The sequence below is a fragment of the Mesorhizobium sp. B2-2-3 genome (assembly GCF_006442405.1).
Classification (GTDB): Bacteria; Pseudomonadota; Alphaproteobacteria; order Rhizobiales; family Rhizobiaceae; genus Mesorhizobium.
Genome location: NZ_VFWC01000021.1, coordinates 1 through 21,337, shown reverse-complemented (window position 1 = coordinate 21,337; position 21,337 = coordinate 1). Strand labels below are relative to the sequence as shown.

The window sequence follows — 21,337 nt, the reverse complement described above, 5'->3', positions numbered from 1 at the left end:
GCTCACTCAATTCCCTGGAGCAGGAATATTCACTGACTGTGCTTCGATAGTGGCAAGCAGCGATCCACGTTTTTTAACCGCCAGGATGCCAACCCCAAACGCAACCACTGCAAACAACAGCGCAACCGGCGCACCGACAGAGGTTAATACCCGCCCTTCCGGGCTAGATCCATTTTGAAAAGCGGCATTCGCCCACAAACCCACCGCGAACGACAATAAACCAGACCCGATGGAAAAGAAGAGCGAGCTTAATCCATTCATGAATGAGATCTGGTGAACCTCGTGTTCGTGGATGGCCAGCACGCGGACGCTCCGCCTGACGTAGTCGTTTACGACGATTGATCCTTGCGTAACGCCTTCTTGCGTAATGTTTGAAGTTTGGCTCATACGACGCGAGCCTCGGTTATGGTAAAGGTAACAAGGCGGAACTTGTCACCGATCAGATGAACGCAAAGTGCGTATTTATACGCCCATGTCCCCGCCTGCCCCTTCACAGAGCCCGCACGCAGATTCATCATTCCGCTGACAGCCATGCCGAGTGGGCTGCCAAAATTGGCCAGCGGCAGTCGAAATACTCCTTCTTCAGCCCGGGGCGAAAGACTGGGTTTTGCTGTTGCGTCAGAGGAAAACGTGATCTCGACTGAGAAACCCTCTTCAACTTGAAATTTTACCCGGTGCTCGTCCTCCCTGAGCAGGACCTGCTTTGACAGGACAACGCTGTTCCCCTCAATCTCGATCATTTTATCCCCCGACTACACTCAGGCACGATATACGCTGCATGTCGCCATTGCTATCTTGAGCTGCCTATTTTTGACGCTTGTGTGCCTCTCGCTGACGGCCCGGCATGGCCAGCGTTGACAAATGCCTCCTTCAGACGGGTTGATGATATCTCTGGACACTAGCCCGCAGAGCGCACGCCAGCGTGTGTGGCGGCAAGGTTTGCCCGGCGAGTATTCCCTGCAAGCAGGTCCGCTTCAGAACAGCAAATCACCTGACCACAGATGATAAATCATCTGCGCGCCAGCGCAAGCGATGTTCACCCTTCGTTCGAAAAATCTCCAACGCCCTCTTGTCGCATCACGATTTGTCTGGTTGGCTGAGATGATCGGAGATGGGAGGACGAAATGATCAACTTGACGCGCTATGACGACGAGAAATTTCAAATAAAGGCGACTGACATAATCAGGGTTCGAAAGACGACGCTGAATGACGGCCCAAATGGAAAGTCGCGTATTAGCGACGCGGTCTACGGCGACGAGCTGTACAATGATGTCGCGACTGTTGTGGCGAATTCTGTTGCAGCGGAAGTTAAGACTTTCATCAGCTTGACGCAACCAGGCGGAGATCCTGTCTGGTTCAATGGCGCCACTGCGAAAGGGCCAGTTTTTGTTTCGAAGGCCGAGCAGACACCCGATTGGAGTGGCAAGATAAATTCGGCCTTGATGATCGGCGACAAAAAGCAGTTCGTCAAAAACACTCCGCAGGAGGTCTATGATGCAATCAAGGCGCAGGGAGGGGTGGCAATTCCTCCCAAGAAGAATGAATTTGCCGTTGACGCCTTCAAGGAACTAGAAGGTGTCGCCGCAAAAAGCCAAATTTGGGATGCAGAGATGTACCTCGAACCTGGTGTCTAGCTATAGCTAGGCGGCATCACGCGCCGGATAAGGCTCAATATCATCGGCGTCGAATTCGGCCGCAACCAGGCGGCCGAACATTTCGATCATGCTCTTGACCGTCCCCCTGCCTGTGACGCCGACCACCTCGCCATGGAAGCCGGCGAGCATGTGGGTGTGCTGCCAGTCCTGCTTGACCCGGATGGCCTGACCTTCTGGGAAAGTCATCTGGATGGTTTCGCGCCTGGTCTTGCCCTCAAGCCTGCGCTTGATCCTCGATTCCTTGGTGTCGTCGAATTCAAGATCCGCCTCGGCGTGCATGTAGCCCTCAACCGCGCCAGTCGGGACCTGCCAGGGCTTGCCGAATTCTCCGTTGTAGCTGAGCAAGCGGCCGAGCCCGTCGCAGTCCTTGAGGTATTCCCCGTTCGCCGACGGCAACGCAACGAAGATGTACCCGGTGAACAGCGGGAAGCGGCGCACGATGCGCACGTTGGTCCGATGGTGGACGATCTCCTTGCGCATGCGCGGGTAGTAGCATTCGAAGCCAGCATCCCGGATCGAGCGCTCGGCGACGATCTCACCCTTCCGATTTTCCGGCGTCCCGATGCGATCCTTAGCGGTTTTCGCACCGCCGAGGCCGATCCTGGCGATGAACCACTTTGCTGTGTTGCTCATGACCGACCTTTCACAATTTTGGTTTGCTCGACTTTCGAAATTTCCTGACGTGGCCGTTTGAGGGCGTCGATGCGCTTCTGCTCGGCTTGGTTCATCGCGATGCGAGGCAGGCCCTGGCGCTTCGCAGCGCCAGCTGTGGCGGCCTCGGCCAAGGCTGCGACACGCTTGCGCACCGCTGGATCTTGGCGCTCCATTTCGATCAGGTGGCGCTTGTGGTCTTCCCGCGCCCGGTCGATCAGCTTCGATGCTTCGGTGCGCAGCGCGGCGCGCTCGGACAGAAATGGCGTCATGATCGCCCTCGCCCGCTTTGCGAACTCGGCACAGGTCGGCATGAACTGGCCGGTGTGGTTGTCGACGCGGCCGGCGAGGAAGTCGCTGGCAGCTTCCGACACTGCCCACGTCGGCAGATCCCGACACGCTGCCAGGAACTCGCCGGCCATCTCGGCGTGGTCGATCTCGGGTTGGTCCCGGAACTGGCCGGCCATGCGCAGCACCGCGGCACGGGTGTCGGATGCATCACAAGGTTTCATCAGCCCGTCGATCTCGGCGACACGAGCTTTGATCGCTCTCGCCCGGTCCCGGTATTTCTCGGGCAGCTTGTTGAAATCGTCCGTGGCTACGAGTTCACGCATTTGAGGAACCCCTCTTCGATTTTTTGCTGACGGGATTTTTTCGGCGCTCTGGCGCGCTCTAGAAAACCGTTAGGTTTTCCTTTGATGGTTATGGAAGGATGGCATTGCTCAAGCATCGCCTGAGCATCACCTTTTTTCTTGTCTTTCCAGCGACTTGCAGCAGCATCGGCTGCTTTCGCTTTTCTATCGACCGCCAATCGCCTCTCTTTCTTGAGACGTTTTTGCGACCACCTTTTGCTGCGGCCGTCGAGGCTCCAGAAGGCCATGATGATGGATTTCATCTTGCGCCAGCGGGCAAGCGACACGCCTGCCACACGGGCCAGCATGTCATCATCGTCGGGCAGGGAATTGGTAGGCGACGCCCATGCCGCCATGAGCAGCAGCAGATAAGCGCCATGCTCCTCCGTGGTCAGGTGCCGCGTGTCACGCTGGTAGTCATCGACCCAGAACGGCATGTATGGCAGGCGTTTGCTCACCCAGCCCTCCGGTCGGCGCGAGCGCCTTCCTTGGCCAGCGCAAGCGTCCGGTAAACGGCATCCTCGCGGCAGCGCAGCGCGTCGGCGATGTCCTTGGTGTCGAACTGACCAGATGCCCACAGAACGATTGCAGCGTGCGCTTGGGCGTCGCGGAGATAGGCGGCGGTGGATGGATCGTAATCGGTCATACCCCGCACATCCCTTCGCACTCATGGCCGAACAGATCGGGGCCGGTGTCAGCAAGCGCGATGTTGGCCTCGGCAAGCGGCACTCGGCTATGGTGCAGATATACCTGACCGTGAAACCGGGCGATTTGCGCCGGCTCTCTAAGCCAACCATCCAACTCGACGGTCTCCGCCCATTCGTCGGGGTTCTCCCAGAGGCTGCGCCAGCCTTCGTTGCCTTGGAACGGGCAATATTTGCAGCGCGACTTTGGCGGAATCCGATATTGGCGTTCCTCAAGCCACCTATAACAGGCCTGCCGGGTCATCCTTGCTTCGATCAGCGGATGCCGGTTATGGATGAAGAGGCATCCGCTAGGCTTGATGCGCGTGATTTCATCGAGGGATATGCCGACCCAGCTTTCCACGGCGCCGGGAGCAACGTAGCCACGAAGCCCGACGCCAAGCAGTTCTCGGATTTTCCGCCGTATCGGCCGGATCTTCCAATTGCGGGTGCAGTTTCGGCCGCCCATGCCGCCGCGGCCAACGTGCCACGGGATGCGTGCGCCGTCCTCGTCGCCTGCCATCAATGCCGCTCTAAGCGACCGATCGCATTGGGCAATATGAACAGGAAACGGCAGCACGCCGGAACAGAGCCAAGCCAGATGCTCATAGACGGCTTGCGGCTCATCGCCGGTGTCGGCGAAAATGGCACAGTCAGGAGCCGCGATATCGCCGCGCGCAGCCATCAAGGCCAAGGTGGTGGACTGAACGCCGGCACCCAAGCTCAATACCCTCAGCTTGGGGCTAGCCAGCGGCCTGGACAAACCGTCATGCCAAAAGTCCATCAAGCCGCCTCCGCCAGGAAATTATGCTCGCGGTTCGTCAGGCGAGCGTCGTGATAGGCGCAATACGGTTTGCCGAGTTCCACGCGGAATCCGCAGCAAAGCATGTCTGGGCCGGGCCTTTCCTCAAGATCGGAACTCAGGGGAGCGCGGCAACGATCAAACAGGCAGTCAATGAAGCGCGTGGCAACGAAGTGCGCCTGTGCGCCGACGCTGCGCGCCGAGGGGCGCGTCAAGTGATCAAAGGCCGAGGGCTCCCGATCTAGGTCCGAGGTGACGGCCAGGAACAGCTTGCCCGGCAATTGGCCCGGAGAAACCTTGCCTTTGGTGGAAGGCCTCCCCTTCTTCCCCTGGAAACCGATTTCCTTCAATTCAGGGGTGCGCAGCACAAGGCTTTTCACGCCGAAGCGCGATATTGCCCTACCGCTCTTGGCGGCCAACTGGCGCGCGATCTGCGCATAGTTTTTCTTGGCCGCAAGCCCTTTCGCAACCAGTTCGATTTCAGCGGGAGTGTAGATGCTGCCTTGTCCCGAGCCGGGCGATGGATTGCTGCGGCTGAAACCAACTGCAGCAAGCGTCTTGTTGCGGTGAACGATGCCGATGATCGAGTTGCGCGAAACAGACCGACTACGGACCGATGATAGTTTGCTCGCTACCTGAGACGCCGAGTCGCCTTCTCTGAGCCAGACGGCAATTTGATCGATTTCCGATTGAGCGTAGCTGGTCATGCCACAGCGCTCGCGATCATGTCGGATTGGCGGTCCTCCGCATCGAAATACCGACAGGCCTGGCGCCAATAGCTTTCCTTGGTTTCGGTCCCGATGAACTTGCGGCCGAGGCGAAGCGACATGACGCCTTCCGAGCCGATGCCCATGAATGGCGACAGCACGATGTCGCCGGGATTGCTCCACATGACGAGCGCGCGTTCGATAACGTCGAGCTGGAGCGGACATAGATGACGTTCGTCGGCCCCTTCCCGCGCCATGGCGACGTTCAGAACATTGGACTGGTTGATCGTCATCCAGACCGGCTCCGCCCACTCCTGCCATTGCGAGAGCGGGAAATCCTCCGGAGTGTGCTTGATCGGCTCGGCGTTTTCACCGGGCTTGATGAAGGTCAGGAGATAATCGGGCATGCCGCCGCGCGACTTCGAACTGTCCTTCTGCAACTGCTTGTAGAGCAGGCCGATGTGCTTGGTGCGCGTCATCTCGGTCACGGGTGATTTCCGGATCGTGCGCCGGCCGTGATAAATCCAGCCAGCATCTTCGTGGATCTGGATTATTTGACCCGAGAAATCCTTAATGCCGATCGCGCCATCCTTCCATTTGGTCATCGGAAGGTCCGAGCAATGAACGGCCGTCAAACGGCCCGGCTTGGTGACGCGGAACTTCTCCCGAACCAGCCAGGCATAGTGCTCGGCAAATTCGTCATCGGTCGAGTTGCCCATGTCAGCGGCCGATTCCGAGTAGACGAACAGCGAGCCGAACGGCGGCGAGTAGACGCTGAAGTCGATGCTGTCATCGGGCAACTGCATCAGCACGTCGACGCAATCGCCCTGGATCGCTTGCCAATTTGCGCCTTCGTTCGAATTCAAGCAGCGGATATCCATGGGGCGAGCCTCGCAGTGTGGTTGGGCTGATAGGCCGTCTTGACGGCCCACGACTGTTCCTGCGCCCGGCGCATCGCTGCGCGCATGGCGACCTTCATTTTCGAGTGGTCATCCGATTTCCGGGAAATGACGCTGCCGGTTGCCATCTCACCTTCGGCAATCGCCAGATGCACCATGAGCTTGCGCTCCTGACCGAACCGGAGGCATCGGCGCACAGCCTGGTACCAGGTCTCGTATGAATAGGTCCGGCCGGCGAAAGCCATGCGGGCACAGAAGGGCCAATCCAGCCCGAAGCACATGGATGGCTTGGCGATCAGGTGCTTGAACTGCCTGGAGGCAAAGCCTTCAAGCTTTTCCTCCTTTTCCTCGATCGACTGCGTGCCGCGAACCTCGACGGCATCAGGCAATGCCGCAATGAGCGCATCCGCCTCGTAGTTCGTGTCGCACCAGATCACCCAAGGCTCGTCCGGCTCGGCGGCCACGGCGGCGGCGATCACCTCCGCGCGCGCCTCGCATGTCTGGCGCTTGACCTCGTGCAGGCCGGTGGCCGAGAGCGAGGACGCACCGAACATGTCGCCATCGCCTGCCTTGATGGGCTGGCCCCCGGCAGAGTGGCGGACAATCTCAAATCCCGGCAGCTGGTAGCGCGCATCGCTGGCCTCGTCACCGAGGTCTGACGGGCGCTCCGCCATCCTCGCCCAAGATGCCATCCAGTCCCAGAATGGGCGCTCGGCGTGGCCTTTGAGGCGCCATTGCTGCGATGCGGTCGAGGTGTCGTTGATGAAGAACCGTGACAGCATTTCGTTGTAGGCCATGACCGAGCAGAATTCGGCATATGACCCGAACTCCATATGATCGTTCGGCGCCGGCGTGGCCGAGGCAACGAGCTTGAACCGCGCATTGCGATGCGCTTCGGTCAGGTCTCGCCTGATGACACCGGAAAAGCTCTTGAGGATCGAAGCTTCGTCGCAGGAGACGATGCCGAACGAACTGGTGTCCAGCTGCTCGCGCCGGTCATAGTTGCAGATGTTGATCAGGCCGGGCCTGACTTCGGACTGATCGCGGACGATGCAGGCCTCATAGCCCCACTTTTCAGCGCGGCGCTTGGTCTGGCCGGCCACAGCCAGCGGCGTCCACATGATCGCCGTGAGGTTGGTCGCTTCCATGGCGCGCTGACAGAACTCGAGCTGAACTTCGGTTTTGCCGAGCCCCGTATCGAGGAAGCAGCCAGCCGCGCCGGCACGCAGATGATGCTCGACGCATGAGCGCTGGAATGGGAACAGGTGCTCGGAAAGATCCGGCGTCGAAGCCAACCCTCGATCCGAAACCATGCGAACCTTGCTCGCGAGAAAATCGGAATATGCCGCGATCGTCATTCCGCTGCCTCCTTATAGGCAGGGATGAATTCGGCGAGACGGCTATCGCGATAGGGCATCGCAAACGTGACCCTGGAAGCATCGTTCGGATCGTGGATCGTGATGCCGGTCTGGTGGTCTGCGTACCGGAGTTCGATGGTCTCGCAGTCGAAGCTGGACAGGATCGGAACCGCGACGTGATGGACGATAGCGATCTGGAAATCGTCGCCGTGATAGGCGATCTCATCGACCGCCTCGCCGGTCGCGGTCACAGATGACAACGTGATCTTGCCGTCCCTGCCGACGAACAGGATCGAATGTTCCTTGGCATCCGCGACGAGCGCAACGCGCCCCAGCGAGGCCAACAGTTCCTGCCGGTCAAGGATGATCGAAGTAGAGTTCTTCGGGATCAGGCGATGATAGTCAGGATAGGTGCCTTCGATCAGTTTCGATGCCAGGGTCTGGTTCCCGGACTGGAAGCGCACGAAGGCCTCGGACGCATCCACATTGACCGGACCAGACCACGACGGCGTGTCGATGATGGGAACGATGACAGATGGCATCGCCGCGGCCGCATACGGTGCATCGACCGACATCAGCGACAGTTTCTTGCCATCGGTCGCGCAGAACTCCAGCTGACCTTCATGGACACGCCATGACACGCCGATGAGGAAATAGCGGCCATTGGGCGGTTCGGCCGAGAACGCGACGGCCTTGCCGATCCTGGTCAAGACGGCGCCGTCGACCGCAAACGCACAGTCACCGTCCTTGGTGAGCATCGGCATTTTAGGGAAGTCGGCCGCTGGCAGGACCGGCATCTTGAACTTGGACTTGCCGATGGTGACGGTCGCCTGCCGATCGTCAGCTGAGACGCTGACCTCGCCCGACGAACTCTTGATTGCCTTGAGGAGCAGCGAGGCCGGCAGGCACAGCGCGCCCGGCTCCTGCACTTCGGCAGGGCACGAATCCGCGGCGGCTTGCTCGAGATCGGTCGCGACGAAATAGACCTGGCTACCCTTCGCCTTGATCAACACATCGGCGATGATCGGGATCTTGTTGTCGGATGCCGCGTATTTGCCGACGAAGGTCAGCGCGGCGAGGATGGTTTCACGTTCGGCGGTAAATTTCATGCCGGCACCCGATCGGGAAAGAGGTTGCGCTGCTCGCGAACGGAGCGAAGCCGGCCGTTGGTGATGTCATTCAGGATATCGACTGCATCCTGCCTGCTACCCTCACAAATCGCATCATGCAGACGGTCGGCATCGTCGGTGAAATCAGGCGCTTGCGCGATCTCCTTTTCGAGATTGGCGATCGCGTCGTCGTGATCATCTTTGGCGACAACCTCCTGGAGGTCGATCGCGTCATCGATCGCCATTTTGCGGACATCATTCCAAACGTTGTGCTCTTTGATCGCCGCGAGAAATTCGGTCTTGTCTTCCTCGACAAGGCTAGCCATGCGGTCGAAAATATCGGGAGACTGCACGTCCATCTTCATTGACCCCTTGATTGAGATTTTCAGGCGAGAGCGTCGAGCGCGGCGCGGTTGTAGGCCTTGAGCTTTTCGTCGTCGGATATGGCCTCGGCTGTGCGTTGCCGAGCGAAAGCCTCTCCTTCAGCCAAGGCGGTCATTTCGGCTTCATGCCGAGCCTTCTCGGCCTTCCGAGCGGCGGCGAATGCAGCGAGATCAGCCTTCAGCGCGCGCTTGGCCTCCGCGACGCGCTGCAAACAGGCGGCCGCTTCCCTGCGGTGGAGATCGGCCAGCTTTTCAGCGTTGGGCCGAGGCGCGAGCTTGAGCGGGAAGACGTTAGCAAGGTCGGCTTCGACCGCTTCGGCAAGGCTCTTGGTCATTGCGTTCATCGTTCACCTTTCAGCTTTCTTGCCAGCCACAAGATCAGCCAGCCTAACCAGCGCCGAACTATCTTCATGGCGCGCCCTTTCCTCGTCGTATGCTGCGTCAGCCTTGGCGAACCCGGCCGCAACCCAGGCTTGGAACAGGGGAAGCCATCTATGAGTGAGCATCCCCCGCGCCGGTCTATTCCACCCCTGTAAGATCACGTCGGCATCCACTCCGCATTCCGATTGGATGCGATATGCTGCCGTTTCTATGTTATCGCCGGGACCACGGTGGTATTTCCCCAGCAGGTCCGTCGCCATTCTCTTGGCGCTTCTGCCTGCAAACATCGGATCGTTGATTTCGATCACAGACATCTTGTTACCCTTTACACGCGACTTGTCGCCCATGACATGAACCCTTTGCTATGTTGCTTTCATGAGCAGCAGCAACAGAAGGGATTGGCGAGAACTTGAGACCATGGAAGAAGCCGCGCGTCGGTTGATTGGCGTCATGGACGAGCGAGCGAAACGAAGGGCTTCCGGACGCCTTCAAGGGCCGGAACAAATTCAGGATCAGCCGTTGTCCCCGGCTGAAAATGCGGACGGCGAGAGGCTTTTGGGTTCGGGTAGCCTCGATCGCCGTCCGCAGTCTGCCGATGCCGACAGAGAGGACAGTTGCGGCAGCGGATTGGGTTGAGGAGATCACGCGCGCCGCTCCCGCTTCATGGCCTTGCGGCGCTCGACCTCACGGCGTGCGGCGGTTTCGCTTGGCGCCGAGACAGTGCCGATTTCCGGATCGAACACGATGACTGTTCCGTCATGGGTCCAGATGGCGCTCATGCTGCCCTCCCCCGCTGCCGAGCTATGGCGGCGTCATTGGCGCATTTCGCGCAGGAAGCTTGGCTATGCGACCACCGGCAGGACTGCGGCTTCTGGCAATCGGGATTGAGTGCTGGCGATGGTGCCTTTTTGAGGAATGCCGGGACATCGGCATCGGAAATGGTGACGGCTCGCCCGGAATTGCCCTGGCCTATGGCACCCTGACCGACAACGAACTGATGAGGATCGTCGTTTTTTGCACGGGCGACTTCCGGGCTTGGTTTGCTGGGATGGCCGGCATCCCCTGGAGTAGCGCGGTCAGGTATCTCAGAATGATTGGCCGGCGCCGCGAGGGGATCGACGCCGGCCTCCTTTGTTGCAGGTTGGGCTTGGGGTGCGGGCACTGCAACAGAGCTGGAATTGGTGGCCGGAGCGGAGGGAGGAGGTTCCGCCCCGGCCGTATCCGTCGTTTCTGGGGAGGAGGTCAGATCGGACGAATTCTGTTCGATGATCTCGCCGGTTTCGGCGTCGTGCGGCGGAAGGTCGGTCGCGATGTTTTCATGCTTCATCGCGATCTTGGTGCAACCGTCGGCGCGCTTGCCGGCCGGAAATTCTTTAATGTTTTCTCGTGTGCGCGCACGGGCATGCGCCTGTGGCTTGCAAGCATCCTCGTAAGCGAGGCGATACAGGTCGAGGATGCTGTTGCGCTCCTCGAATTCCTGGATGCCAGTCTTGGCCTTCTTGCGAAGCTCGGTCACCAACGCGCCGACGGCGGTGCGGTCGAAGCCGCAGCCCTTCAATTCGGCATAGACTTCCTTGATGTCGCCGCCGATCGTGTCCTGCTCTTCCTTCAAACGAAGGATGCGATCGACGAACGCGCGCAGCTGGCCGGCGGCAACAGTCTGGCTGGTTTCGGTGGTGTCGGTCATGCTGCGCGCTCGCCTTGGATGGCCGCGAGAACACGCTGGCGGGTCGCGGTGCGCGGCTCCCTGCCCTTCCGAAGCTGGAAGACGAACAGCGGATCACCGGCAAACTGCTTGCCGAATTCGGTTGGGCTCATCGCCCTGTCGGCAATGAACTGCTCAACGATTTGCTGGAAGCGCTCAAGATCGGTCATGCCTCATGTGTAATAGGTTTTTTCCTATCATGCAAGAGGATTTTTCCTATTGGACGATAGGAAGCCGCCCTGCCACCGTTCGGGCATGGATACCGAAATGCTCATCGCTGAAATGAACCGGCTGCGCGACGACCTTGAGCGAGCGCAACATGCGAGGTTGATCGACTACAAGGCGCTGTCACAAGCGCTGGGCAAAAACCCGACTTACGTGCAGCAATTCGTCACGAAGCAATCCCCGCGGATCATGCATTCCCATTTGGTGGCGCAGATAAGGGAGAAGCTGGACCAGGCGACGCGAGATGGTCCCAAAACGCATGTCGGAAGGCAACCCCAACTTGCGAGAAGCGATGACGAGATCATCGAACTGTTACAGCGCATTGACGGCCTACCACCAAGTTCAATCCCGGCGATCCTCTCGACAATCAAGTCGGTTCTACCCAAGGCCGACGCGTCACGAACACAACACCAGCATCGTGATCCACATGGGTCATCCAGTCGCCCCCGTGTAAAAGCGCCATCGCGATAGCAATTTCGGCTGCTTTCCGCTTCACCAACATCTCCGGATCGATGGGCGCCGACGCGCCAGCCAGCGCACGAAGATTTGCAACGATCTGTTCGTTCCGACTTTTGTAGCGCGGCTTCACTTTGATCATGATCGAGGCCCCTCCGATTCGGCTGGCTACTGGACGCGTTCCATTTCCTTGATTTCGTCCGGCACATCCCCGAAGGCATCGATCAGCTTGGCGTCTTCCCATTCCCCGGTTTTTGGATCGCCTTCCCGCTGGAAGGCGACCACCAGCGCCTTCCTGACAGCCAGACGCTGAGCCAGGCCTCGAGCATGGCTGGTGCTGTTGGCTTGGATCGGACTATCGGCCTGCAGCTGGCCGCGCTTGCCGGCTATGAAAGATTGAACGACGTACATTGCACTCATCCTGTCGCCTCCCTGGCGCTCGTTGTTAACGAAGCTAGGAAAGTCTTCCTATGGCCGCAGAGTCAATTACCGGTCTAGGTCTCCGCCTGACGAGGCTCCTGACAAGTACCTTCAGGAGTGATCGCGGCTCGACTAGACTCCTGATGGTCTGGGATTGACGGCCTTTTACGGGCAGAAAAGGCTCGGGAAATTGAGACCGCTGTTACACCCGCTAGAACATAGCGCCAACGACTAGCTATAATTCCCATTGATTTCAGACAGTTGTTGAAACTCCACACTTATGTTGACTTCCACAGAAGTGTGGAATACTCTATCTGTATGAATGCGAACGAACTCCGGCGCTGGCTCGCCAAGCAGGGATGCACCTTCGAAACCCATCGTGGTGGAAGCGGTCATCAGACTGTCCGTCTCAAAGATAGGGTTTCCCAGTTGCCTATGCACGGCGGCGGCAAGGAGCTCGGTACGCGCTTGGTCGAGAAGATCAAGAAAGACTTGGGGCTGAAATAGAGGAGGCTCTTGTATGTGGTATGAACTCACTCTCACGCCCGACGACAATGGAACTTGGATGGTAACGGCACCTCAATTTGAGGAGGTCGTAAGCTTTGGCGATACCCAGGAACAGGCATGTCGGAACGGGCTCAACGCAATCGAGGAAGCGATCGCCGCTCGGATCGCCAATGGTGACGATATTCCGTTCCCACTCAAAGATACGCCCGGCAAAGGTCGGTTTGTTCAAGTTCCTGCGCTCGTCTTCCTGAAATCGGGGCTCTACATGATCCTGAAAGATAAGGGGTGGACCCGTGCGGACCTTATGCGGGAACTAGGTTGCAAACGGGAACACGTCGACCGCCTGTTCCGGCTCGACCATAATTCGCGCCTGGATACGCTTGAAGAGGCATTCAAAGCGCTCGGCCATCCCCTGCGCTTCGATATGGATTTTCCCAAGGCTGCCTAGCGCAAGACAAGCGACCCTCTCCTACGATTAGCCCGCTTCGGCGGGCTTTTTGTTGCGCGCGATTCGGCGTCCGCGGCGGGCTCACCATCAAAATATCCTACTGCTAGGATTTTTCCTATTTACATTTGATAGGAAATTCCCTATTGTCTCCTCATACCAGATGAGGAACGGCAATGAACGCCACCACTTACGAAATCACGCTCGACGGGACCAAGCGCACTGTTACGCTTGCGCAGTTCCGCGCCGAGATTGAAGCCCGTCGTGCAGCAGCGGCGCCAATCATGGCCGCTTTGCTTGCCGGCGATATCGACGCCTGTGCAGCTGCTCAATGCGCAATGCGCGCCAAGTTTGCGGTGTCGGCATGAACACCCACTCCCTCGACCTTACCCGCGACGGCCTGATTTCGGCTTTGTCGCCCAAGCCCGGCCTGCTCCTTCAGACTAAGGCTGAATTCCTCCGTGACGTGATCGCGATGAAGCACGAGCGCGGCGATACCGACGTCGACGGTTTCAAGCAGGTCTGCCGCGAGTTCGGCTCGGGCACCAACGCGACCGTCGGCGGCGCGGCTTGGGCGATGCGCCAGTGGGTCGCCAATCGCAAGACTTGGATCAGCGAAGAGCAGCATGCGCGGCGTGTCGCCTTCCTTGCCGATTTGGATGCGGTCATCGCCGGCAGGTTCGGCATCGAATTCAAAGCGGTGGCGTGATGTCCAGCATCATTGACGACCGCTACGCCCCGATTTCAAGCGCACCGCGCGACGGGACCCTGATTATCGTCGCCCACGATGATGTCGGCGCCTTTCCCGTCCGTTGGAATCCGGAGGCAACAAACGACTTGTTCGCGCCTGGATGCAGCGGGTTATGGGTTGCGCCGGACGGAACTTTCACTTGGTCGGAGCATGGCGGCCTTGGCCCCTCGCATTGGAGGGCCGCCCGGTGAACTCGCTCAGCTTCCGCGAAGTCTTCGTCATCATCCACAATCTCGACCTGTCCGACCTCGAGCAGGCCGGCGTAATCAATCCCGGCACCAATGGCGGGACGGACTGGCGCCGCTTCAACAGCGATTTCGGCACCTTCGTTCTCAAGCTCCCAAGCGAACGGCTCGACAAGCTGGTCGGCCTGATTGAAGGGCGCCGGCCACGCGAAAGCGCGGCGCCGGCCGCCTGCCTCGCCTTCTTCGATTTCGAAGACCGTTCCGGGGAGGCCTTCTGATGGATGCCACCTGCAATTGGCTGGTCCGTCATCCTTGGACCGCATGCCTCGTCATCTGCTCGGTCTGCATCGTCGCCGGGCGGCTCGATCTGGTGCTGCCATGACCGCGCCCGCATTCTTCTCCGAGCACGTCGACGCTGTCATCGCCGGCAAGCCGCTCGATGAGCAGCTGACCGCACTCGCGGCACTCATCCAGGAAGCACAGCACAACAAGGATGCCGGCTACGGCCCGCCCGCCGACGACCTGCGCATGGCGCGTCGCCGCTGGCTCACTCTCTACGACAAATGGGCAGCGGAAAATCTGCCGTCTTACGAAAGGAAGGTTGCATGAGCACGTCTCTCGACGTCCGCACGGACGATACCCATCTCGCACCATCGCCCGACGATCGCATGGTTGCCGCGATCGAACGCGTCGCCATGGATCCGACCGTCCCTATCGAGCGCCTCAAGGAAATGCTGGCGATGAAGGAGCGCATGGAAGACCGTGCGCTCGAAGCCGCTGACCGTCTGGCAAAGAAGGCGTTTTTCGCGGCCATGTCGAAGTGCCAGGCCGAGCTGCCCGTCGTCACCAAGAACCAGAAGAACGATCACACCAAGTCGACCTATGCCGACCTCGCTGCCATCGAACAGCAGGCCATGCCGATCATCCATAAGCATGGCTTCGCTGTGTCATTCCAGCCCGACGGGTACAACCAGCTCGGAGAACTTCGCATCCTTTGGGAAATCTCCCACGAGGAAGGCCACGTCCGGAACGGTGTCGGCGAAATCCCTGTCGATGGCGCCGGCTCGCAAGGCAAGGTCAACAAGACCGGCACCCAGGCATTCGGAAGCACCGCGACCTACGGCCGGCGCTACCTGCTCTGCATGCTGTTCAACATCAGCACCGGCGATGACCGGGACGGCAACCGCCCCGACGATGATGCAACCATCACCAACGAGCAGCGCGACGAGCTGCAGAACCTGATCGACGAGCTCGGCTGGAACGTCCCCGACTACTGCAAGTGGCTGGAGATCGACGCCTTGACCCATCTCAAAGCCCGCTTTTTCGCGCGGGAAAAGCAGCGCCTCGAAACCAAGATCCGTGTGAAGGGCTCGGCATCATGATTACGATCATCAACTGCGCCCAGAACACCGAAGAATGGCACCTCGCCCGCGCCGGCATCCCGACTGCCAGCATGTTCGCCACCGTCATGGCATCGGGCCGCGGCGGCGGCGACAGCAAGACCCGCGCAAAATACATGCGCCAGCTTGCCGGCGAAGTCATCACCGGCAAGCCCATGGAAGGCTTCACCAACGTCCATATGGATCGCGGCCACGAAATGGAGCCGGAGGCGCGCGAGCTTTACGCCTTTGCGACCGATACGCTACCCGAACAGGTCGGGTTCATCCGAAACGGCCAGAAGGGATGCTCGCCGGATTCGCTTGTCGGCGCCAACGGCATGCTCGAGATCAAGACCAAGCTGCCGGACCTCGTTATCGAATGTTGGGAGCGCGGCGACTTCCCTCCCGAGCACAAGGCCCAATGCCAGGGCGCGCTTTGGGTTGCCGAGCGCGAATGGATCGACATCGTCGTCTACTGGCCCGGCATGCCTGTCTTCATCAAGCGCGCCTTCCGTGACGAAGGCTACATCGCCGAGATTTCGAAGGCCGTCGACCAGTTCAACACGGAACTGGCGGCCCTCGTCGATCGCGTCCGGCACTACGGCCGCCGCGCTGAAACTCTGAACAATCCACTGGTTCAAAACGTCTTAGCTGGCTGACCTCCGGCGACCGGCGGCTGTGTTTCCGTACCGCCGGGAACATCTCAAGGAACGACGATGACCGACAAAATCGAACGACCGACATTCTGGCTGGTCTGGCGGGATCGCGGCAATGCACCGACGTTCCAGCACTTCCAAAAATCGGCCGCGCTGGCCGAGGCTGAACGCTTGGCGCGGCTGACGCCGGGCGAAGTGTTCTTCGTCATGAAGTCGACCGCGGCCGTTTGCGCGCCGCTGCCCGAGATCCAGCACGTCAAGCTGGTTTTCGACCCGATCCCGTTCTGAGGCCGCTCTGATGATCGAATTCTACGCCATCCGCACCGACAAGGGCATCACGCCCGAAATGCATATGGACGCCGATCAAATGGCAGATGTGCCTCTCGGCAAGCGTTTGAAGGTCAGCGTGTCGTTCCCGCGCAACCGCAAGCGTGACGGCCTCTATTGGGCTGTCCTGCGTGAGACCGTGCGCGCCACCGACCGCTGGCCGTCCGACAAGCACCTCCATGAGGACCTGCTCATCACGCTCGGCTTTTGGGTCAAGGTCGTTTCCCTGTCCGGCGACATCCGTTTGATGCGCGACAGCACCGCGCACGACAAGATGACCGATCCCGAATTCTCGGCCTACTTCACCAGGGCGATGGCGCTTTTGGCGCAAGAGGTCGGTTACGACCCGTTGGCGGAATATGAGGCGAAATACGGGAGGAAGGCTGCATGAAAACGCCTCAGCACCTCTCCGACCTCTCCGACTACCGCAAGCGCCAGCAGATGACGGAACAGCTTCGCCGCGATATTGTCGCCAAGCGCAGGATCCGCGTCAAGGCAGTCGGCCGGCACGTCGCCGCGGTGAAGCCGGAGGCGCGGTGAAATGGCCCGCCGCGAATTCAGCACCGCTGTCTACGCGCAAATCGTCCACCGCGCCACCAATGCGCATGGCCACGTTCAATGCGAAGGCTGCGGGCTGGTACTCGGCAAGCGACCTTATCATATCGACCACACCATTGCCGACGCTCTCCAGATCGACAAGCGCCGCAAGCTCACCGCAGATGACGGCCAGCTTCTGGGCGTCGAGTGCTGCCATAATCCGAAAACCCGAGAGGTCGACGTGCCGGCGATAGCGCAAGCCAAGCGTCGGGAGGCCAAGCATCTCGGCATTGCCAGACCCAAGCAGACCATTCACAGCGCCCCTTTCCCCAAATCCGACAAGGCCCCGCAGATAGACAAATCTGCCCTGCCTACGTCTCCCCGTCGAAACCTATTTCAGGAGCAGTCATGAAAATCAGCGGCGCCGAACTCCAGCAATTCACAGATGAAGCATGGCCCAGCCCAGCCGACGATTGGTATTGGGATCATGACCTTTTTTTCGATACACCTGACCCTTTGGCGACGTATGAAACGGACGACATCGGCCCCGTCCATTTCCAAGGTCACGGTGACGACCCGACAAATGGTGACGGCTACAACCTCGCAACGCTGATCAAGAAATGGCGGCGAGAGCGCGATTGCGACGTGTTCACGGTTCTCGTTCCCAAACCAGCCAAGGACGCATTCCTTGAGGCGCTTAGGGCTGTCGGTGGATCCATCTCCCGCGCCGGAGCCAAGCCATGACCAGGGTTGACGCAGCAGGCTACCGAGCCTTCCACGAAGAACTCTCGGGGCACATCGTGCACGGCGACGACGCCTACACCGCCGCTATCGCTGCCTATCTCGCCGCCCTCTCTCCCTGTCTGGATGGAGCGGGAGCAGAAGGCCTGCTGACCAAACTATGGTTCATAGCGGGGAAGCTCGATCCAGCGGTACGTGAAGACATCGCAAGCATCATCGTCGCCCTCCGCGCCTCTCTAGCTAGGAAGAACACCGGGGAGGCGACGCCGGTGGCTTGGCGTGGAGTTATCGATGGCCGCACTGCGTTCCTGTGCAGGACCAGGGACGAAATCGACCGGCTGGCCTCGGATTACAACGCCACCATCGAACCCCTCTTCGCCTCTCCACCTCTACCCGATACCGAGGAGAAGGCGCCGTGAACTGGCTGCTTTCGCACCGCGCGGACCCGGCGTCAGTCTCGATAGCTGATCGGCACTACAACCGGCAGAAAATTGGCTCGCCTCAATTCGTGCCGCCCGGCCGCTGCGTTGTGTTCCGGTCGGCATGCGACCGCGCGCTTTGGGTCACGTCCTGGCCTTTCGCCCAGTACGTCAAGCACGCATGGGCGGGCGCATGGGTCAATAGCCTGTTCCGCAATGAGGGTGCGGGCCTGTCAAGCGAACTCATCCTAGCAGCTGTTGCCGCCACGCGCGCCATCTGGCCTGACGTTCCACCGCTGGGCCTCACCCCCTTCGTTGACGCCAAGAAAACCCGCAAGAAGCGCGATCCGGGCCGCTGCTACCGCAAGGCTGGGTTCAAGCACGTTGGCTTCACAGCCGGCGGCCTCCATGCCTTCCAACTTCTTCCTGCTGATATGCCTGAAGCCATTGCGGCTGGCCCGATGGCGCTACCGATCCTCCCCCTCTTCAAAGGTGCAGCATGACCCCCACATCCCTACCCACCACCAAGGGCGTGACAGAGGCGCTACGCAGAATTGCCTCTCTCCGTTACGCAGAAGATGCGGACGTTTATGACACACTTGAAGAAGCCCTCAGCATAGCGGATACCGCCCTCGCATCCCTATCCCCGCTACCCGCTCCAGGGGAGGGAGAGGCCAGCGCGATTCTGCGAACCATCCGGTCAATGTTCGAAGTCGAGTACCACGACGACGGGCGCATAGCATCTGTCGGGCATAAATCCGATGGGCTGCGCAAGATGGTCGCCATCCTCGACGCAGCCCTTTCCACCCCCGCTGCTGGAGAACTGGCGGTGAAGGCGCTGCATGATCAGATCGACGCAGCGCGGGAGTTCGTCAAGCGGCATCCGGCGCTTAACCTGATCGACCTCGCCGAGTTCGAGGCTTTCCTGAAGGTTCCAGCCGCGCTTGCTGCGGCCCTCGCTTCCTCCCAGCAAGGAGAGAAGGCATGAAGCTGACACCCGCAAGGAAACGTGTGCTGCAATGCCTCGTCAAGCACGGTGGCAAGGCTGGGAGACACGACTTAGGCTACCCTCGCTCCAGCATGATGCATGAACTGCGAATGGCTGATTTTGTCGCCGTGGAGGGTCGTCTCACCAGCTGGGGCGATCCAGCGTATGATGGCCTTTACGTCATCACGCCAGCCGGCCGTCTTTCCCTCTCTTCCGGGAGAGAGCCATGATCAGCGTCGAATGGCCAAAAGACACAGCACCGAACTATGAAGCGTGGCTGAAGATCGCCGCCAACTTCGAAGCCGCGCTTGCTTCCAAGGATGCCGCCATATCGGAGATAAGGGCAGAACTGGAGCGGCTTCAGGATGAAGAGGACAAAGCGGCTCGCGACATGCAGGCCGTCATCCAAGGCTTGCGTGACCGCGCCACGTCAGCCGAAGTCGATAACCTTCGGCTTAGGGGAGCGCTGGCGCCGTTTGCGAAGGCTGGCTTTGACAAGCTTGCCCCGGTCGAGGCGATCCGGCACGCTCGAACCTTCTTCGCGGACAGCGAGCTTACCAATGCCGGCTCATTCGAGTTGCGCCCATGACCCACCCCTCCCATAGCAAGGCGGTGAAGAGTGGGACAGACGCGACCGGCGAATGGATTCCCTGGGAAGGTGGCGAATGCCCGGTTGGCTGGCGCACGATCGTCATGGTGCGTTTCCGGTACATGTACACCTTGGCGCGGAAGTCACGCCCCGCCAGCCGCTATAACTGGCACCATACCGGCTCAGGTGGTGATATCGTCGCCTATCGAGTTGATGTTCCGGCGCCTACCGCCCTTCCCCCATACGAGGGGAAGCCATGACGCGGGCGCTGTCGGCACCAGTGGATATCGGGGACGATGAGCCTGTGACCCTTGCGGAAGCCTGCCGGCTGTTCTTCGGTGGCCGTCTCTCGCCGTCGGCATTGCGGACTGAGGCGGCAAAGGGCCGCCTGGTGATCACCCAGATTGCCCGCAAGGACTTCGTGACCCGGAGAGCTATCGAGGAGATGAAGGAAAAATGCCGCGTGCCCGCAAGCCGCCCCGCCTCTGGCTTCGAACCGAAAAGGACGGAGACAAGCAGCGCTCCACCTGGGTCATCCTCGACGGAACTACCCATCACCGCACAGGATGCCTTGCGCATCAGGTTGCAGAAGCTGGGCAGGCCCTCAACGATTACCTCGCCAGCAAATACGAGGCGCCCAAGGGCGGCCGAGCTTCAGAAATAACCCTTGGCGCGGTGCTGACGGTCTACCTGGATGAGAAGTCCGCCGCCTCGGCAAGGCCAAAAGAGACGCAACAGACCATCGGCCGGCTGAACGACTTCTTCGGCGACAAGACCGTTTCCGAGGTCAAGGGCAAGCTCTGCCGGGAATTCGAAACTCACCGCGGCACCCGATCTGGGGCGAGACGCGACCTCGAAGTCATGCGTGCGGCGGTCCGCCACTATCACAAGGAATACGGGCTGGACGTTGTCCCTGCCTTCACGCTGCCGGACAAGGGCACGCCGCGCGAGGTCTACCTGACCCGATCGCAGGCGGCAGAACTCTTGTGGGCTGCGCTGGGCTGGGAGAAGCAGGGAACGGGCGACAATGCCTATTGGCTGCGCCGGCGGGACCAGAAGCGCGCTCACCTCGCCCGGCTGATCCTGATCGGCCTCTATACCGGCACGCGGCCAGGCGCGATCCTGTCCTTGCAGTGGATCCGGAACACCACAGGTGGATGGGCCGATCTCGATCGGGGCGTCATCTTCCGCCGCGCTGAGGGCGAGCGCGTGGCGCATAACAAGCGCAAGCCGCCTGTGAAGATCGCCCGCCGCCTGATAGCGCATCTGAAGCGCTGGCGCCGGCTGGATGGGTGGAGCGACGAGAAGGTCGGACTGCGCTACATCGTCAACTACCTCGGCAGCCAGGTGACGAAGCCAAACAAGGCATTCAGGAGTGCCATAGCGGCCGCGCAGTTGCCGACGACCGTCACGCCGCACGTCTTGCGCCACACGCGCGGTACGTGGCTTGCGCAGGCCAATGTGCCGCCGAATGAAGCCGCCGCCTCACTCGGGCTGACGGCGGAGGAGTACGAGCGCACCTATCTGCACAATGATCCTGACTTTCAGAAATCGGCGGCCGATGCCTACTGACACCGCCGCTGGAACAAACCCGGTTTCCGCAATGAAACCGCAACGTTTCGCGGAACATGGGCGGAACAGAGCTAGATCGGCTGCGATGAGTTTCGTTGAATCCGTTGAGCTTTTTGGGAGCCTACGCCGTTCGGGACGAGGGGGTCGCAGGTTCAAATCCTGCCACTCCGACCAG

At 60.1% G+C, this 21,337-nt stretch carries 40 protein-coding genes; 20 read left to right on the top strand and 20 right to left on the bottom strand.

Features of this window, described 5'->3' with window-relative positions:
- Window positions 1–6 precede the first annotated feature (6 nt).
- On the bottom strand, window positions 7–303 hold the full coding sequence (locus FJ951_RS27015) for a hypothetical protein (protein ID WP_140518141.1): 297 nt from the start codon (window positions 301–303) through the stop codon (window positions 7–9).
- 80 nt (window positions 304–383) lie between these two features.
- Complete coding sequence (locus tag FJ951_RS27010) at window positions 384–740, bottom strand: hypothetical protein (RefSeq protein WP_140518140.1); 357 nt, start codon at window positions 738–740, stop codon at window positions 384–386.
- A 384-nt stretch (window positions 741–1,124) separates the two neighbouring features.
- Here FJ951_RS27010 and FJ951_RS27005 point away from each other — a divergent pair, with 384 nt between their 5' ends.
- Window positions 1,125–1,634 (top strand): hypothetical protein, encoded by a 510-nt coding sequence (locus FJ951_RS27005; RefSeq protein WP_140518139.1) that lies wholly within the window; start codon window positions 1,125–1,127, stop codon window positions 1,632–1,634.
- 6 nt (window positions 1,635–1,640) lie between these two features.
- On the opposite strand, the gene FJ951_RS27000 is transcribed toward FJ951_RS27005, so the two are convergent.
- Genes FJ951_RS27000 through FJ951_RS26945 form a run of 12 tightly spaced genes read right to left on the bottom strand, consistent with a single transcriptional unit; the run spans window position 1,641 to window position 9,607 of the window.
- Window positions 1,641–2,288, bottom strand: coding sequence for a transcription termination/antitermination NusG family protein (locus FJ951_RS27000; protein WP_140518138.1), 648 nt, complete (start codon window positions 2,286–2,288; stop codon window positions 1,641–1,643).
- Window positions 2,285–2,920, bottom strand: a complete 636-nt coding sequence (locus FJ951_RS26995; RefSeq protein ID WP_181172294.1) for a hypothetical protein — start codon at window positions 2,918–2,920, stop codon at window positions 2,285–2,287. Before FJ951_RS26995 ends, FJ951_RS27000 begins: the two co-directional genes overlap by 4 nt.
- Complete coding sequence (locus FJ951_RS26990) at window positions 2,905–3,396, bottom strand: YdaU family protein (RefSeq protein ID WP_140518136.1); 492 nt, start codon at window positions 3,394–3,396, stop codon at window positions 2,905–2,907. The genes FJ951_RS26995 and FJ951_RS26990 overlap by 16 nt, the downstream gene beginning before the upstream one ends.
- Window positions 3,393–3,584: a hypothetical protein gene (locus FJ951_RS26985; RefSeq protein WP_140518135.1), complete on the bottom strand. Its 192-nt coding sequence runs from the start codon at window positions 3,582–3,584 to the stop codon at window positions 3,393–3,395. The genes FJ951_RS26990 and FJ951_RS26985 overlap by 4 nt, the downstream gene beginning before the upstream one ends.
- Window positions 3,581–4,405, bottom strand: coding sequence for a hypothetical protein (locus FJ951_RS26980; protein WP_140518134.1), 825 nt, complete (start codon window positions 4,403–4,405; stop codon window positions 3,581–3,583). Before FJ951_RS26980 ends, FJ951_RS26985 begins: the two co-directional genes overlap by 4 nt.
- Entirely contained in the window at window positions 4,405–5,130 is a 726-nt protein-coding gene (locus FJ951_RS26975) for a GcrA cell cycle regulator (RefSeq protein ID WP_140518133.1), read from the bottom strand. Before FJ951_RS26975 ends, FJ951_RS26980 begins: the two co-directional genes overlap by 1 nt.
- Window positions 5,127–5,996, bottom strand: a complete 870-nt coding sequence (locus tag FJ951_RS26970; protein WP_210239754.1) for a site-specific DNA-methyltransferase — start codon at window positions 5,994–5,996, stop codon at window positions 5,127–5,129. Before FJ951_RS26970 ends, FJ951_RS26975 begins: the two co-directional genes overlap by 4 nt.
- Window positions 5,993–7,387 carry a DEAD/DEAH box helicase family protein gene (locus tag FJ951_RS26965; RefSeq protein WP_140518131.1) on the bottom strand — a complete coding sequence of 465 codons (1,395 nt, stop codon included), beginning with the start codon at window positions 7,385–7,387 and terminating at the stop codon, window positions 5,993–5,995. The genes FJ951_RS26970 and FJ951_RS26965 overlap by 4 nt, the downstream gene beginning before the upstream one ends.
- The gene (gene dnaN / locus FJ951_RS26960) at window positions 7,384–8,496 is read right to left on the bottom strand and encodes a DNA polymerase III subunit beta (RefSeq protein WP_140518130.1); all 1,113 of its coding nucleotides are present in this window, start codon (window positions 8,494–8,496) and stop codon (window positions 7,384–7,386) included. Before dnaN ends, FJ951_RS26965 begins: the two co-directional genes overlap by 4 nt.
- Window positions 8,493–8,861, bottom strand: coding sequence for a hypothetical protein (locus FJ951_RS26955; RefSeq protein ID WP_140518129.1), 369 nt, complete (start codon window positions 8,859–8,861; stop codon window positions 8,493–8,495). The genes dnaN and FJ951_RS26955 overlap by 4 nt, the downstream gene beginning before the upstream one ends.
- Window positions 8,862–8,881: 20 nt before the next feature.
- Window positions 8,882–9,223, bottom strand: a complete 342-nt coding sequence (locus tag FJ951_RS26950; RefSeq protein WP_140518128.1) for a hypothetical protein — start codon at window positions 9,221–9,223, stop codon at window positions 8,882–8,884.
- A gap of 3 nt (window positions 9,224–9,226) precedes the next feature.
- Window positions 9,227–9,607, bottom strand: a complete 381-nt coding sequence (locus FJ951_RS26945) for a hypothetical protein (protein WP_140518127.1) — start codon at window positions 9,605–9,607, stop codon at window positions 9,227–9,229.
- Window positions 9,608–9,635: 28 nt separating this feature from the next.
- Between FJ951_RS26945 and FJ951_RS26940 the strand changes: the two genes are divergently transcribed.
- Window positions 9,636–9,896: a hypothetical protein gene (locus tag FJ951_RS26940; RefSeq protein ID WP_140518126.1), complete on the top strand. Its 261-nt coding sequence runs from the start codon at window positions 9,636–9,638 to the stop codon at window positions 9,894–9,896.
- Between the two features lie 5 nt (window positions 9,897–9,901).
- Here the strand turns inward: FJ951_RS26940 and FJ951_RS28595 are convergent, their stop codons facing one another.
- The 6 genes from FJ951_RS28595 to FJ951_RS28590 all read right to left on the bottom strand — a co-directional run bounded on the left by FJ951_RS28595 (window position 9,902) and on the right by FJ951_RS28590 (window position 12,462).
- Window positions 9,902–10,039: a hypothetical protein gene (locus tag FJ951_RS28595; protein ID WP_181172293.1), complete on the bottom strand. Its 138-nt coding sequence runs from the start codon at window positions 10,037–10,039 to the stop codon at window positions 9,902–9,904.
- On the bottom strand, window positions 10,036–10,947 hold the full coding sequence (locus FJ951_RS26935; RefSeq protein ID WP_140518125.1) for a GapR family DNA-binding domain-containing protein: 912 nt from the start codon (window positions 10,945–10,947) through the stop codon (window positions 10,036–10,038). Before FJ951_RS26935 ends, FJ951_RS28595 begins: the two co-directional genes overlap by 4 nt.
- Window positions 10,944–11,135, bottom strand: a complete 192-nt coding sequence (locus FJ951_RS26930) for a hypothetical protein (RefSeq protein WP_140518124.1) — start codon at window positions 11,133–11,135, stop codon at window positions 10,944–10,946. Before FJ951_RS26930 ends, FJ951_RS26935 begins: the two co-directional genes overlap by 4 nt.
- Window positions 11,136–11,557: 422 nt before the next feature.
- Window positions 11,558–11,788 carry a hypothetical protein gene (locus FJ951_RS26925; RefSeq protein WP_140518123.1) on the bottom strand — a complete coding sequence of 77 codons (231 nt, stop codon included), beginning with the start codon at window positions 11,786–11,788 and terminating at the stop codon, window positions 11,558–11,560.
- A 26-nt stretch (window positions 11,789–11,814) separates the two neighbouring features.
- A complete protein-coding gene (locus tag FJ951_RS26920) occupies window positions 11,815–12,057 on the bottom strand; it encodes a hypothetical protein (protein WP_140518122.1) in 243 nt (80 codons plus the stop codon).
- 240 nt (window positions 12,058–12,297) lie between these two features.
- Window positions 12,298–12,462 (bottom strand): hypothetical protein, encoded by a 165-nt coding sequence (locus tag FJ951_RS28590; RefSeq protein WP_181172298.1) that lies wholly within the window; start codon window positions 12,460–12,462, stop codon window positions 12,298–12,300.
- Here FJ951_RS28590 and FJ951_RS26915 point away from each other — a divergent pair.
- From FJ951_RS26915 to FJ951_RS26830, 18 genes are all read left to right on the top strand, one after another.
- On the top strand, window positions 12,385–12,573 hold the full coding sequence (locus FJ951_RS26915) for a type II toxin-antitoxin system HicA family toxin (RefSeq protein WP_140518121.1): 189 nt from the start codon (window positions 12,385–12,387) through the stop codon (window positions 12,571–12,573). The two genes, FJ951_RS28590 and FJ951_RS26915, sit on opposite strands and share 78 nt — an antisense overlap.
- 13 nt (window positions 12,574–12,586) lie before the next feature.
- Window positions 12,587–13,021 carry a type II toxin-antitoxin system HicB family antitoxin gene (locus FJ951_RS26910; protein WP_140518120.1) on the top strand — a complete coding sequence of 145 codons (435 nt, stop codon included), beginning with the start codon at window positions 12,587–12,589 and terminating at the stop codon, window positions 13,019–13,021.
- Between the two features lie 173 nt (window positions 13,022–13,194).
- The gene (locus FJ951_RS26905) at window positions 13,195–13,386 is read left to right on the top strand and encodes a hypothetical protein (protein WP_140518119.1); all 192 of its coding nucleotides are present in this window, start codon (window positions 13,195–13,197) and stop codon (window positions 13,384–13,386) included.
- Window positions 13,350–13,727, top strand: coding sequence for a hypothetical protein (locus FJ951_RS26900; protein WP_140518118.1), 378 nt, complete (start codon window positions 13,350–13,352; stop codon window positions 13,725–13,727). Before FJ951_RS26905 ends, FJ951_RS26900 begins: the two co-directional genes overlap by 37 nt.
- A gap of 229 nt (window positions 13,728–13,956) precedes the next feature.
- Window positions 13,957–14,232 (top strand): hypothetical protein, encoded by a 276-nt coding sequence (locus FJ951_RS26895; RefSeq protein ID WP_140518117.1) that lies wholly within the window; start codon window positions 13,957–13,959, stop codon window positions 14,230–14,232.
- Between the two features lie 100 nt (window positions 14,233–14,332).
- Window positions 14,333–14,563 carry a hypothetical protein gene (locus FJ951_RS28585; RefSeq protein ID WP_181172292.1) on the top strand — a complete coding sequence of 77 codons (231 nt, stop codon included), beginning with the start codon at window positions 14,333–14,335 and terminating at the stop codon, window positions 14,561–14,563.
- Window positions 14,560–15,336 (top strand): ERF family protein, encoded by a 777-nt coding sequence (locus FJ951_RS26885; protein WP_140518116.1) that lies wholly within the window; start codon window positions 14,560–14,562, stop codon window positions 15,334–15,336. Before FJ951_RS28585 ends, FJ951_RS26885 begins: the two co-directional genes overlap by 4 nt.
- A complete protein-coding gene (locus tag FJ951_RS26880) occupies window positions 15,333–15,992 on the top strand; it encodes a lambda exonuclease family protein (RefSeq protein WP_140518115.1) in 660 nt (219 codons plus the stop codon). The genes FJ951_RS26885 and FJ951_RS26880 overlap by 4 nt, the downstream gene beginning before the upstream one ends.
- Before the next feature lie 57 nt (window positions 15,993–16,049).
- Window positions 16,050–16,277, top strand: a complete 228-nt coding sequence (locus FJ951_RS26875) for a hypothetical protein (protein ID WP_140518114.1) — start codon at window positions 16,050–16,052, stop codon at window positions 16,275–16,277.
- Window positions 16,278–16,287: 10 nt separating this feature from the next.
- Window positions 16,288–16,707: a hypothetical protein gene (locus tag FJ951_RS26870; protein ID WP_140518113.1), complete on the top strand. Its 420-nt coding sequence runs from the start codon at window positions 16,288–16,290 to the stop codon at window positions 16,705–16,707.
- On the top strand, window positions 16,704–16,856 hold the full coding sequence (locus FJ951_RS28580; protein ID WP_181172291.1) for a hypothetical protein: 153 nt from the start codon (window positions 16,704–16,706) through the stop codon (window positions 16,854–16,856). The genes FJ951_RS26870 and FJ951_RS28580 overlap by 4 nt, the downstream gene beginning before the upstream one ends.
- A gap of 1 nt (window position 16,857) precedes the next feature.
- Window positions 16,858–17,265: a hypothetical protein gene (locus tag FJ951_RS28575; protein ID WP_181172290.1), complete on the top strand. Its 408-nt coding sequence runs from the start codon at window positions 16,858–16,860 to the stop codon at window positions 17,263–17,265.
- A complete protein-coding gene (locus FJ951_RS26860) occupies window positions 17,262–17,597 on the top strand; it encodes a hypothetical protein (protein WP_140518112.1) in 336 nt (111 codons plus the stop codon). The genes FJ951_RS28575 and FJ951_RS26860 overlap by 4 nt, the downstream gene beginning before the upstream one ends.
- Window positions 17,594–18,013, top strand: a complete 420-nt coding sequence (locus tag FJ951_RS26855) for a hypothetical protein (RefSeq protein ID WP_140518111.1) — start codon at window positions 17,594–17,596, stop codon at window positions 18,011–18,013. Before FJ951_RS26860 ends, FJ951_RS26855 begins: the two co-directional genes overlap by 4 nt.
- On the top strand, window positions 18,010–18,516 hold the full coding sequence (locus FJ951_RS26850; protein WP_140518110.1) for a hypothetical protein: 507 nt from the start codon (window positions 18,010–18,012) through the stop codon (window positions 18,514–18,516). Before FJ951_RS26855 ends, FJ951_RS26850 begins: the two co-directional genes overlap by 4 nt.
- Complete coding sequence (locus FJ951_RS26845) at window positions 18,513–19,001, top strand: hypothetical protein (protein WP_140518109.1); 489 nt, start codon at window positions 18,513–18,515, stop codon at window positions 18,999–19,001. Before FJ951_RS26850 ends, FJ951_RS26845 begins: the two co-directional genes overlap by 4 nt.
- Before the next feature lie 226 nt (window positions 19,002–19,227).
- Window positions 19,228–19,590 carry a hypothetical protein gene (locus FJ951_RS26840; protein WP_140518108.1) on the top strand — a complete coding sequence of 121 codons (363 nt, stop codon included), beginning with the start codon at window positions 19,228–19,230 and terminating at the stop codon, window positions 19,588–19,590.
- 456 nt (window positions 19,591–20,046) lie between these two features.
- Window positions 20,047–21,162: a tyrosine-type recombinase/integrase gene (locus FJ951_RS26830; RefSeq protein WP_140518107.1), complete on the top strand. Its 1,116-nt coding sequence runs from the start codon at window positions 20,047–20,049 to the stop codon at window positions 21,160–21,162.
- The last annotated feature ends 175 nt before the right edge of the window (window positions 21,163–21,337 follow it).

Coding starts and splice junctions, on each gene's coding strand:
- FJ951_RS27010 (WP_140518140.1), bottom strand. CDS start 740: ATGATCGAGATTGAGGGGAACAGCGTTGTCCTGTCAAAGCAGGTCCTG.
- FJ951_RS27005 (WP_140518139.1), top strand. CDS start 1,125: ATGATCAACTTGACGCGCTATGACGACGAGAAATTTCAAATAAAGGCG.
- FJ951_RS27000 (WP_140518138.1), bottom strand. CDS start 2,288: ATGAGCAACACAGCAAAGTGGTTCATCGCCAGGATCGGCCTCGGCGGT.
- FJ951_RS26995 (WP_181172294.1), bottom strand. CDS start 2,920: ATGCGTGAACTCGTAGCCACGGACGATTTCAACAAGCTGCCCGAGAAA.
- FJ951_RS26985 (WP_140518135.1), bottom strand. CDS start 3,584: ATGACCGATTACGATCCATCCACCGCCGCCTATCTCCGCGACGCCCAA.
- FJ951_RS26980 (WP_140518134.1), bottom strand. CDS start 4,405: ATGGACTTTTGGCATGACGGTTTGTCCAGGCCGCTGGCTAGCCCCAAG.
- FJ951_RS26975 (WP_140518133.1), bottom strand. CDS start 5,130: ATGACCAGCTACGCTCAATCGGAAATCGATCAAATTGCCGTCTGGCTC.
- FJ951_RS26965 (WP_140518131.1), bottom strand. CDS start 7,387: ATGACGATCGCGGCATATTCCGATTTTCTCGCGAGCAAGGTTCGCATG.
- dnaN (WP_140518130.1), bottom strand. CDS start 8,496: ATGAAATTTACCGCCGAACGTGAAACCATCCTCGCCGCGCTGACCTTC.
- FJ951_RS26955 (WP_140518129.1), bottom strand. CDS start 8,861: ATGAAGATGGACGTGCAGTCTCCCGATATTTTCGACCGCATGGCTAGC.
- FJ951_RS26950 (WP_140518128.1), bottom strand. CDS start 9,223: ATGAACGCAATGACCAAGAGCCTTGCCGAAGCGGTCGAAGCCGACCTT.
- FJ951_RS26945 (WP_140518127.1), bottom strand. CDS start 9,607: ATGGGCGACAAGTCGCGTGTAAAGGGTAACAAGATGTCTGTGATCGAA.
- FJ951_RS26940 (WP_140518126.1), top strand. CDS start 9,636: ATGAGCAGCAGCAACAGAAGGGATTGGCGAGAACTTGAGACCATGGAA.
- FJ951_RS28595 (WP_181172293.1), bottom strand. CDS start 10,039: ATGAGCGCCATCTGGACCCATGACGGAACAGTCATCGTGTTCGATCCG.
- FJ951_RS26935 (WP_140518125.1), bottom strand. CDS start 10,947: ATGACCGACACCACCGAAACCAGCCAGACTGTTGCCGCCGGCCAGCTG.
- FJ951_RS26930 (WP_140518124.1), bottom strand. CDS start 11,135: ATGACCGATCTTGAGCGCTTCCAGCAAATCGTTGAGCAGTTCATTGCC.
- FJ951_RS26925 (WP_140518123.1), bottom strand. CDS start 11,788: ATGATCAAAGTGAAGCCGCGCTACAAAAGTCGGAACGAACAGATCGTT.
- FJ951_RS26920 (WP_140518122.1), bottom strand. CDS start 12,057: ATGTACGTCGTTCAATCTTTCATAGCCGGCAAGCGCGGCCAGCTGCAG.
- FJ951_RS26915 (WP_140518121.1), top strand. CDS start 12,385: ATGAATGCGAACGAACTCCGGCGCTGGCTCGCCAAGCAGGGATGCACC.
- FJ951_RS28590 (WP_181172298.1), bottom strand. CDS start 12,462: ATGACCGCTTCCACCACGATGGGTTTCGAAGGTGCATCCCTGCTTGGC.
- FJ951_RS26910 (WP_140518120.1), top strand. CDS start 12,587: ATGTGGTATGAACTCACTCTCACGCCCGACGACAATGGAACTTGGATG.
- FJ951_RS26905 (WP_140518119.1), top strand. CDS start 13,195: ATGAACGCCACCACTTACGAAATCACGCTCGACGGGACCAAGCGCACT.
- FJ951_RS26900 (WP_140518118.1), top strand. CDS start 13,350: ATGCGCAATGCGCGCCAAGTTTGCGGTGTCGGCATGAACACCCACTCC.
- FJ951_RS28585 (WP_181172292.1), top strand. CDS start 14,333: ATGACCGCGCCCGCATTCTTCTCCGAGCACGTCGACGCTGTCATCGCC.
- FJ951_RS26885 (WP_140518116.1), top strand. CDS start 14,560: ATGAGCACGTCTCTCGACGTCCGCACGGACGATACCCATCTCGCACCA.
- FJ951_RS26880 (WP_140518115.1), top strand. CDS start 15,333: ATGATTACGATCATCAACTGCGCCCAGAACACCGAAGAATGGCACCTC.
- FJ951_RS26875 (WP_140518114.1), top strand. CDS start 16,050: ATGACCGACAAAATCGAACGACCGACATTCTGGCTGGTCTGGCGGGAT.
- FJ951_RS26870 (WP_140518113.1), top strand. CDS start 16,288: ATGATCGAATTCTACGCCATCCGCACCGACAAGGGCATCACGCCCGAA.
- FJ951_RS28580 (WP_181172291.1), top strand. CDS start 16,704: ATGAAAACGCCTCAGCACCTCTCCGACCTCTCCGACTACCGCAAGCGC.
- FJ951_RS28575 (WP_181172290.1), top strand. CDS start 16,858: ATGGCCCGCCGCGAATTCAGCACCGCTGTCTACGCGCAAATCGTCCAC.
- FJ951_RS26860 (WP_140518112.1), top strand. CDS start 17,262: ATGAAAATCAGCGGCGCCGAACTCCAGCAATTCACAGATGAAGCATGG.
- FJ951_RS26855 (WP_140518111.1), top strand. CDS start 17,594: ATGACCAGGGTTGACGCAGCAGGCTACCGAGCCTTCCACGAAGAACTC.
- FJ951_RS26845 (WP_140518109.1), top strand. CDS start 18,513: ATGACCCCCACATCCCTACCCACCACCAAGGGCGTGACAGAGGCGCTA.
- FJ951_RS26840 (WP_140518108.1), top strand. CDS start 19,228: ATGATCAGCGTCGAATGGCCAAAAGACACAGCACCGAACTATGAAGCG.
- FJ951_RS26830 (WP_140518107.1), top strand. CDS start 20,047: ATGCCGCGTGCCCGCAAGCCGCCCCGCCTCTGGCTTCGAACCGAAAAG.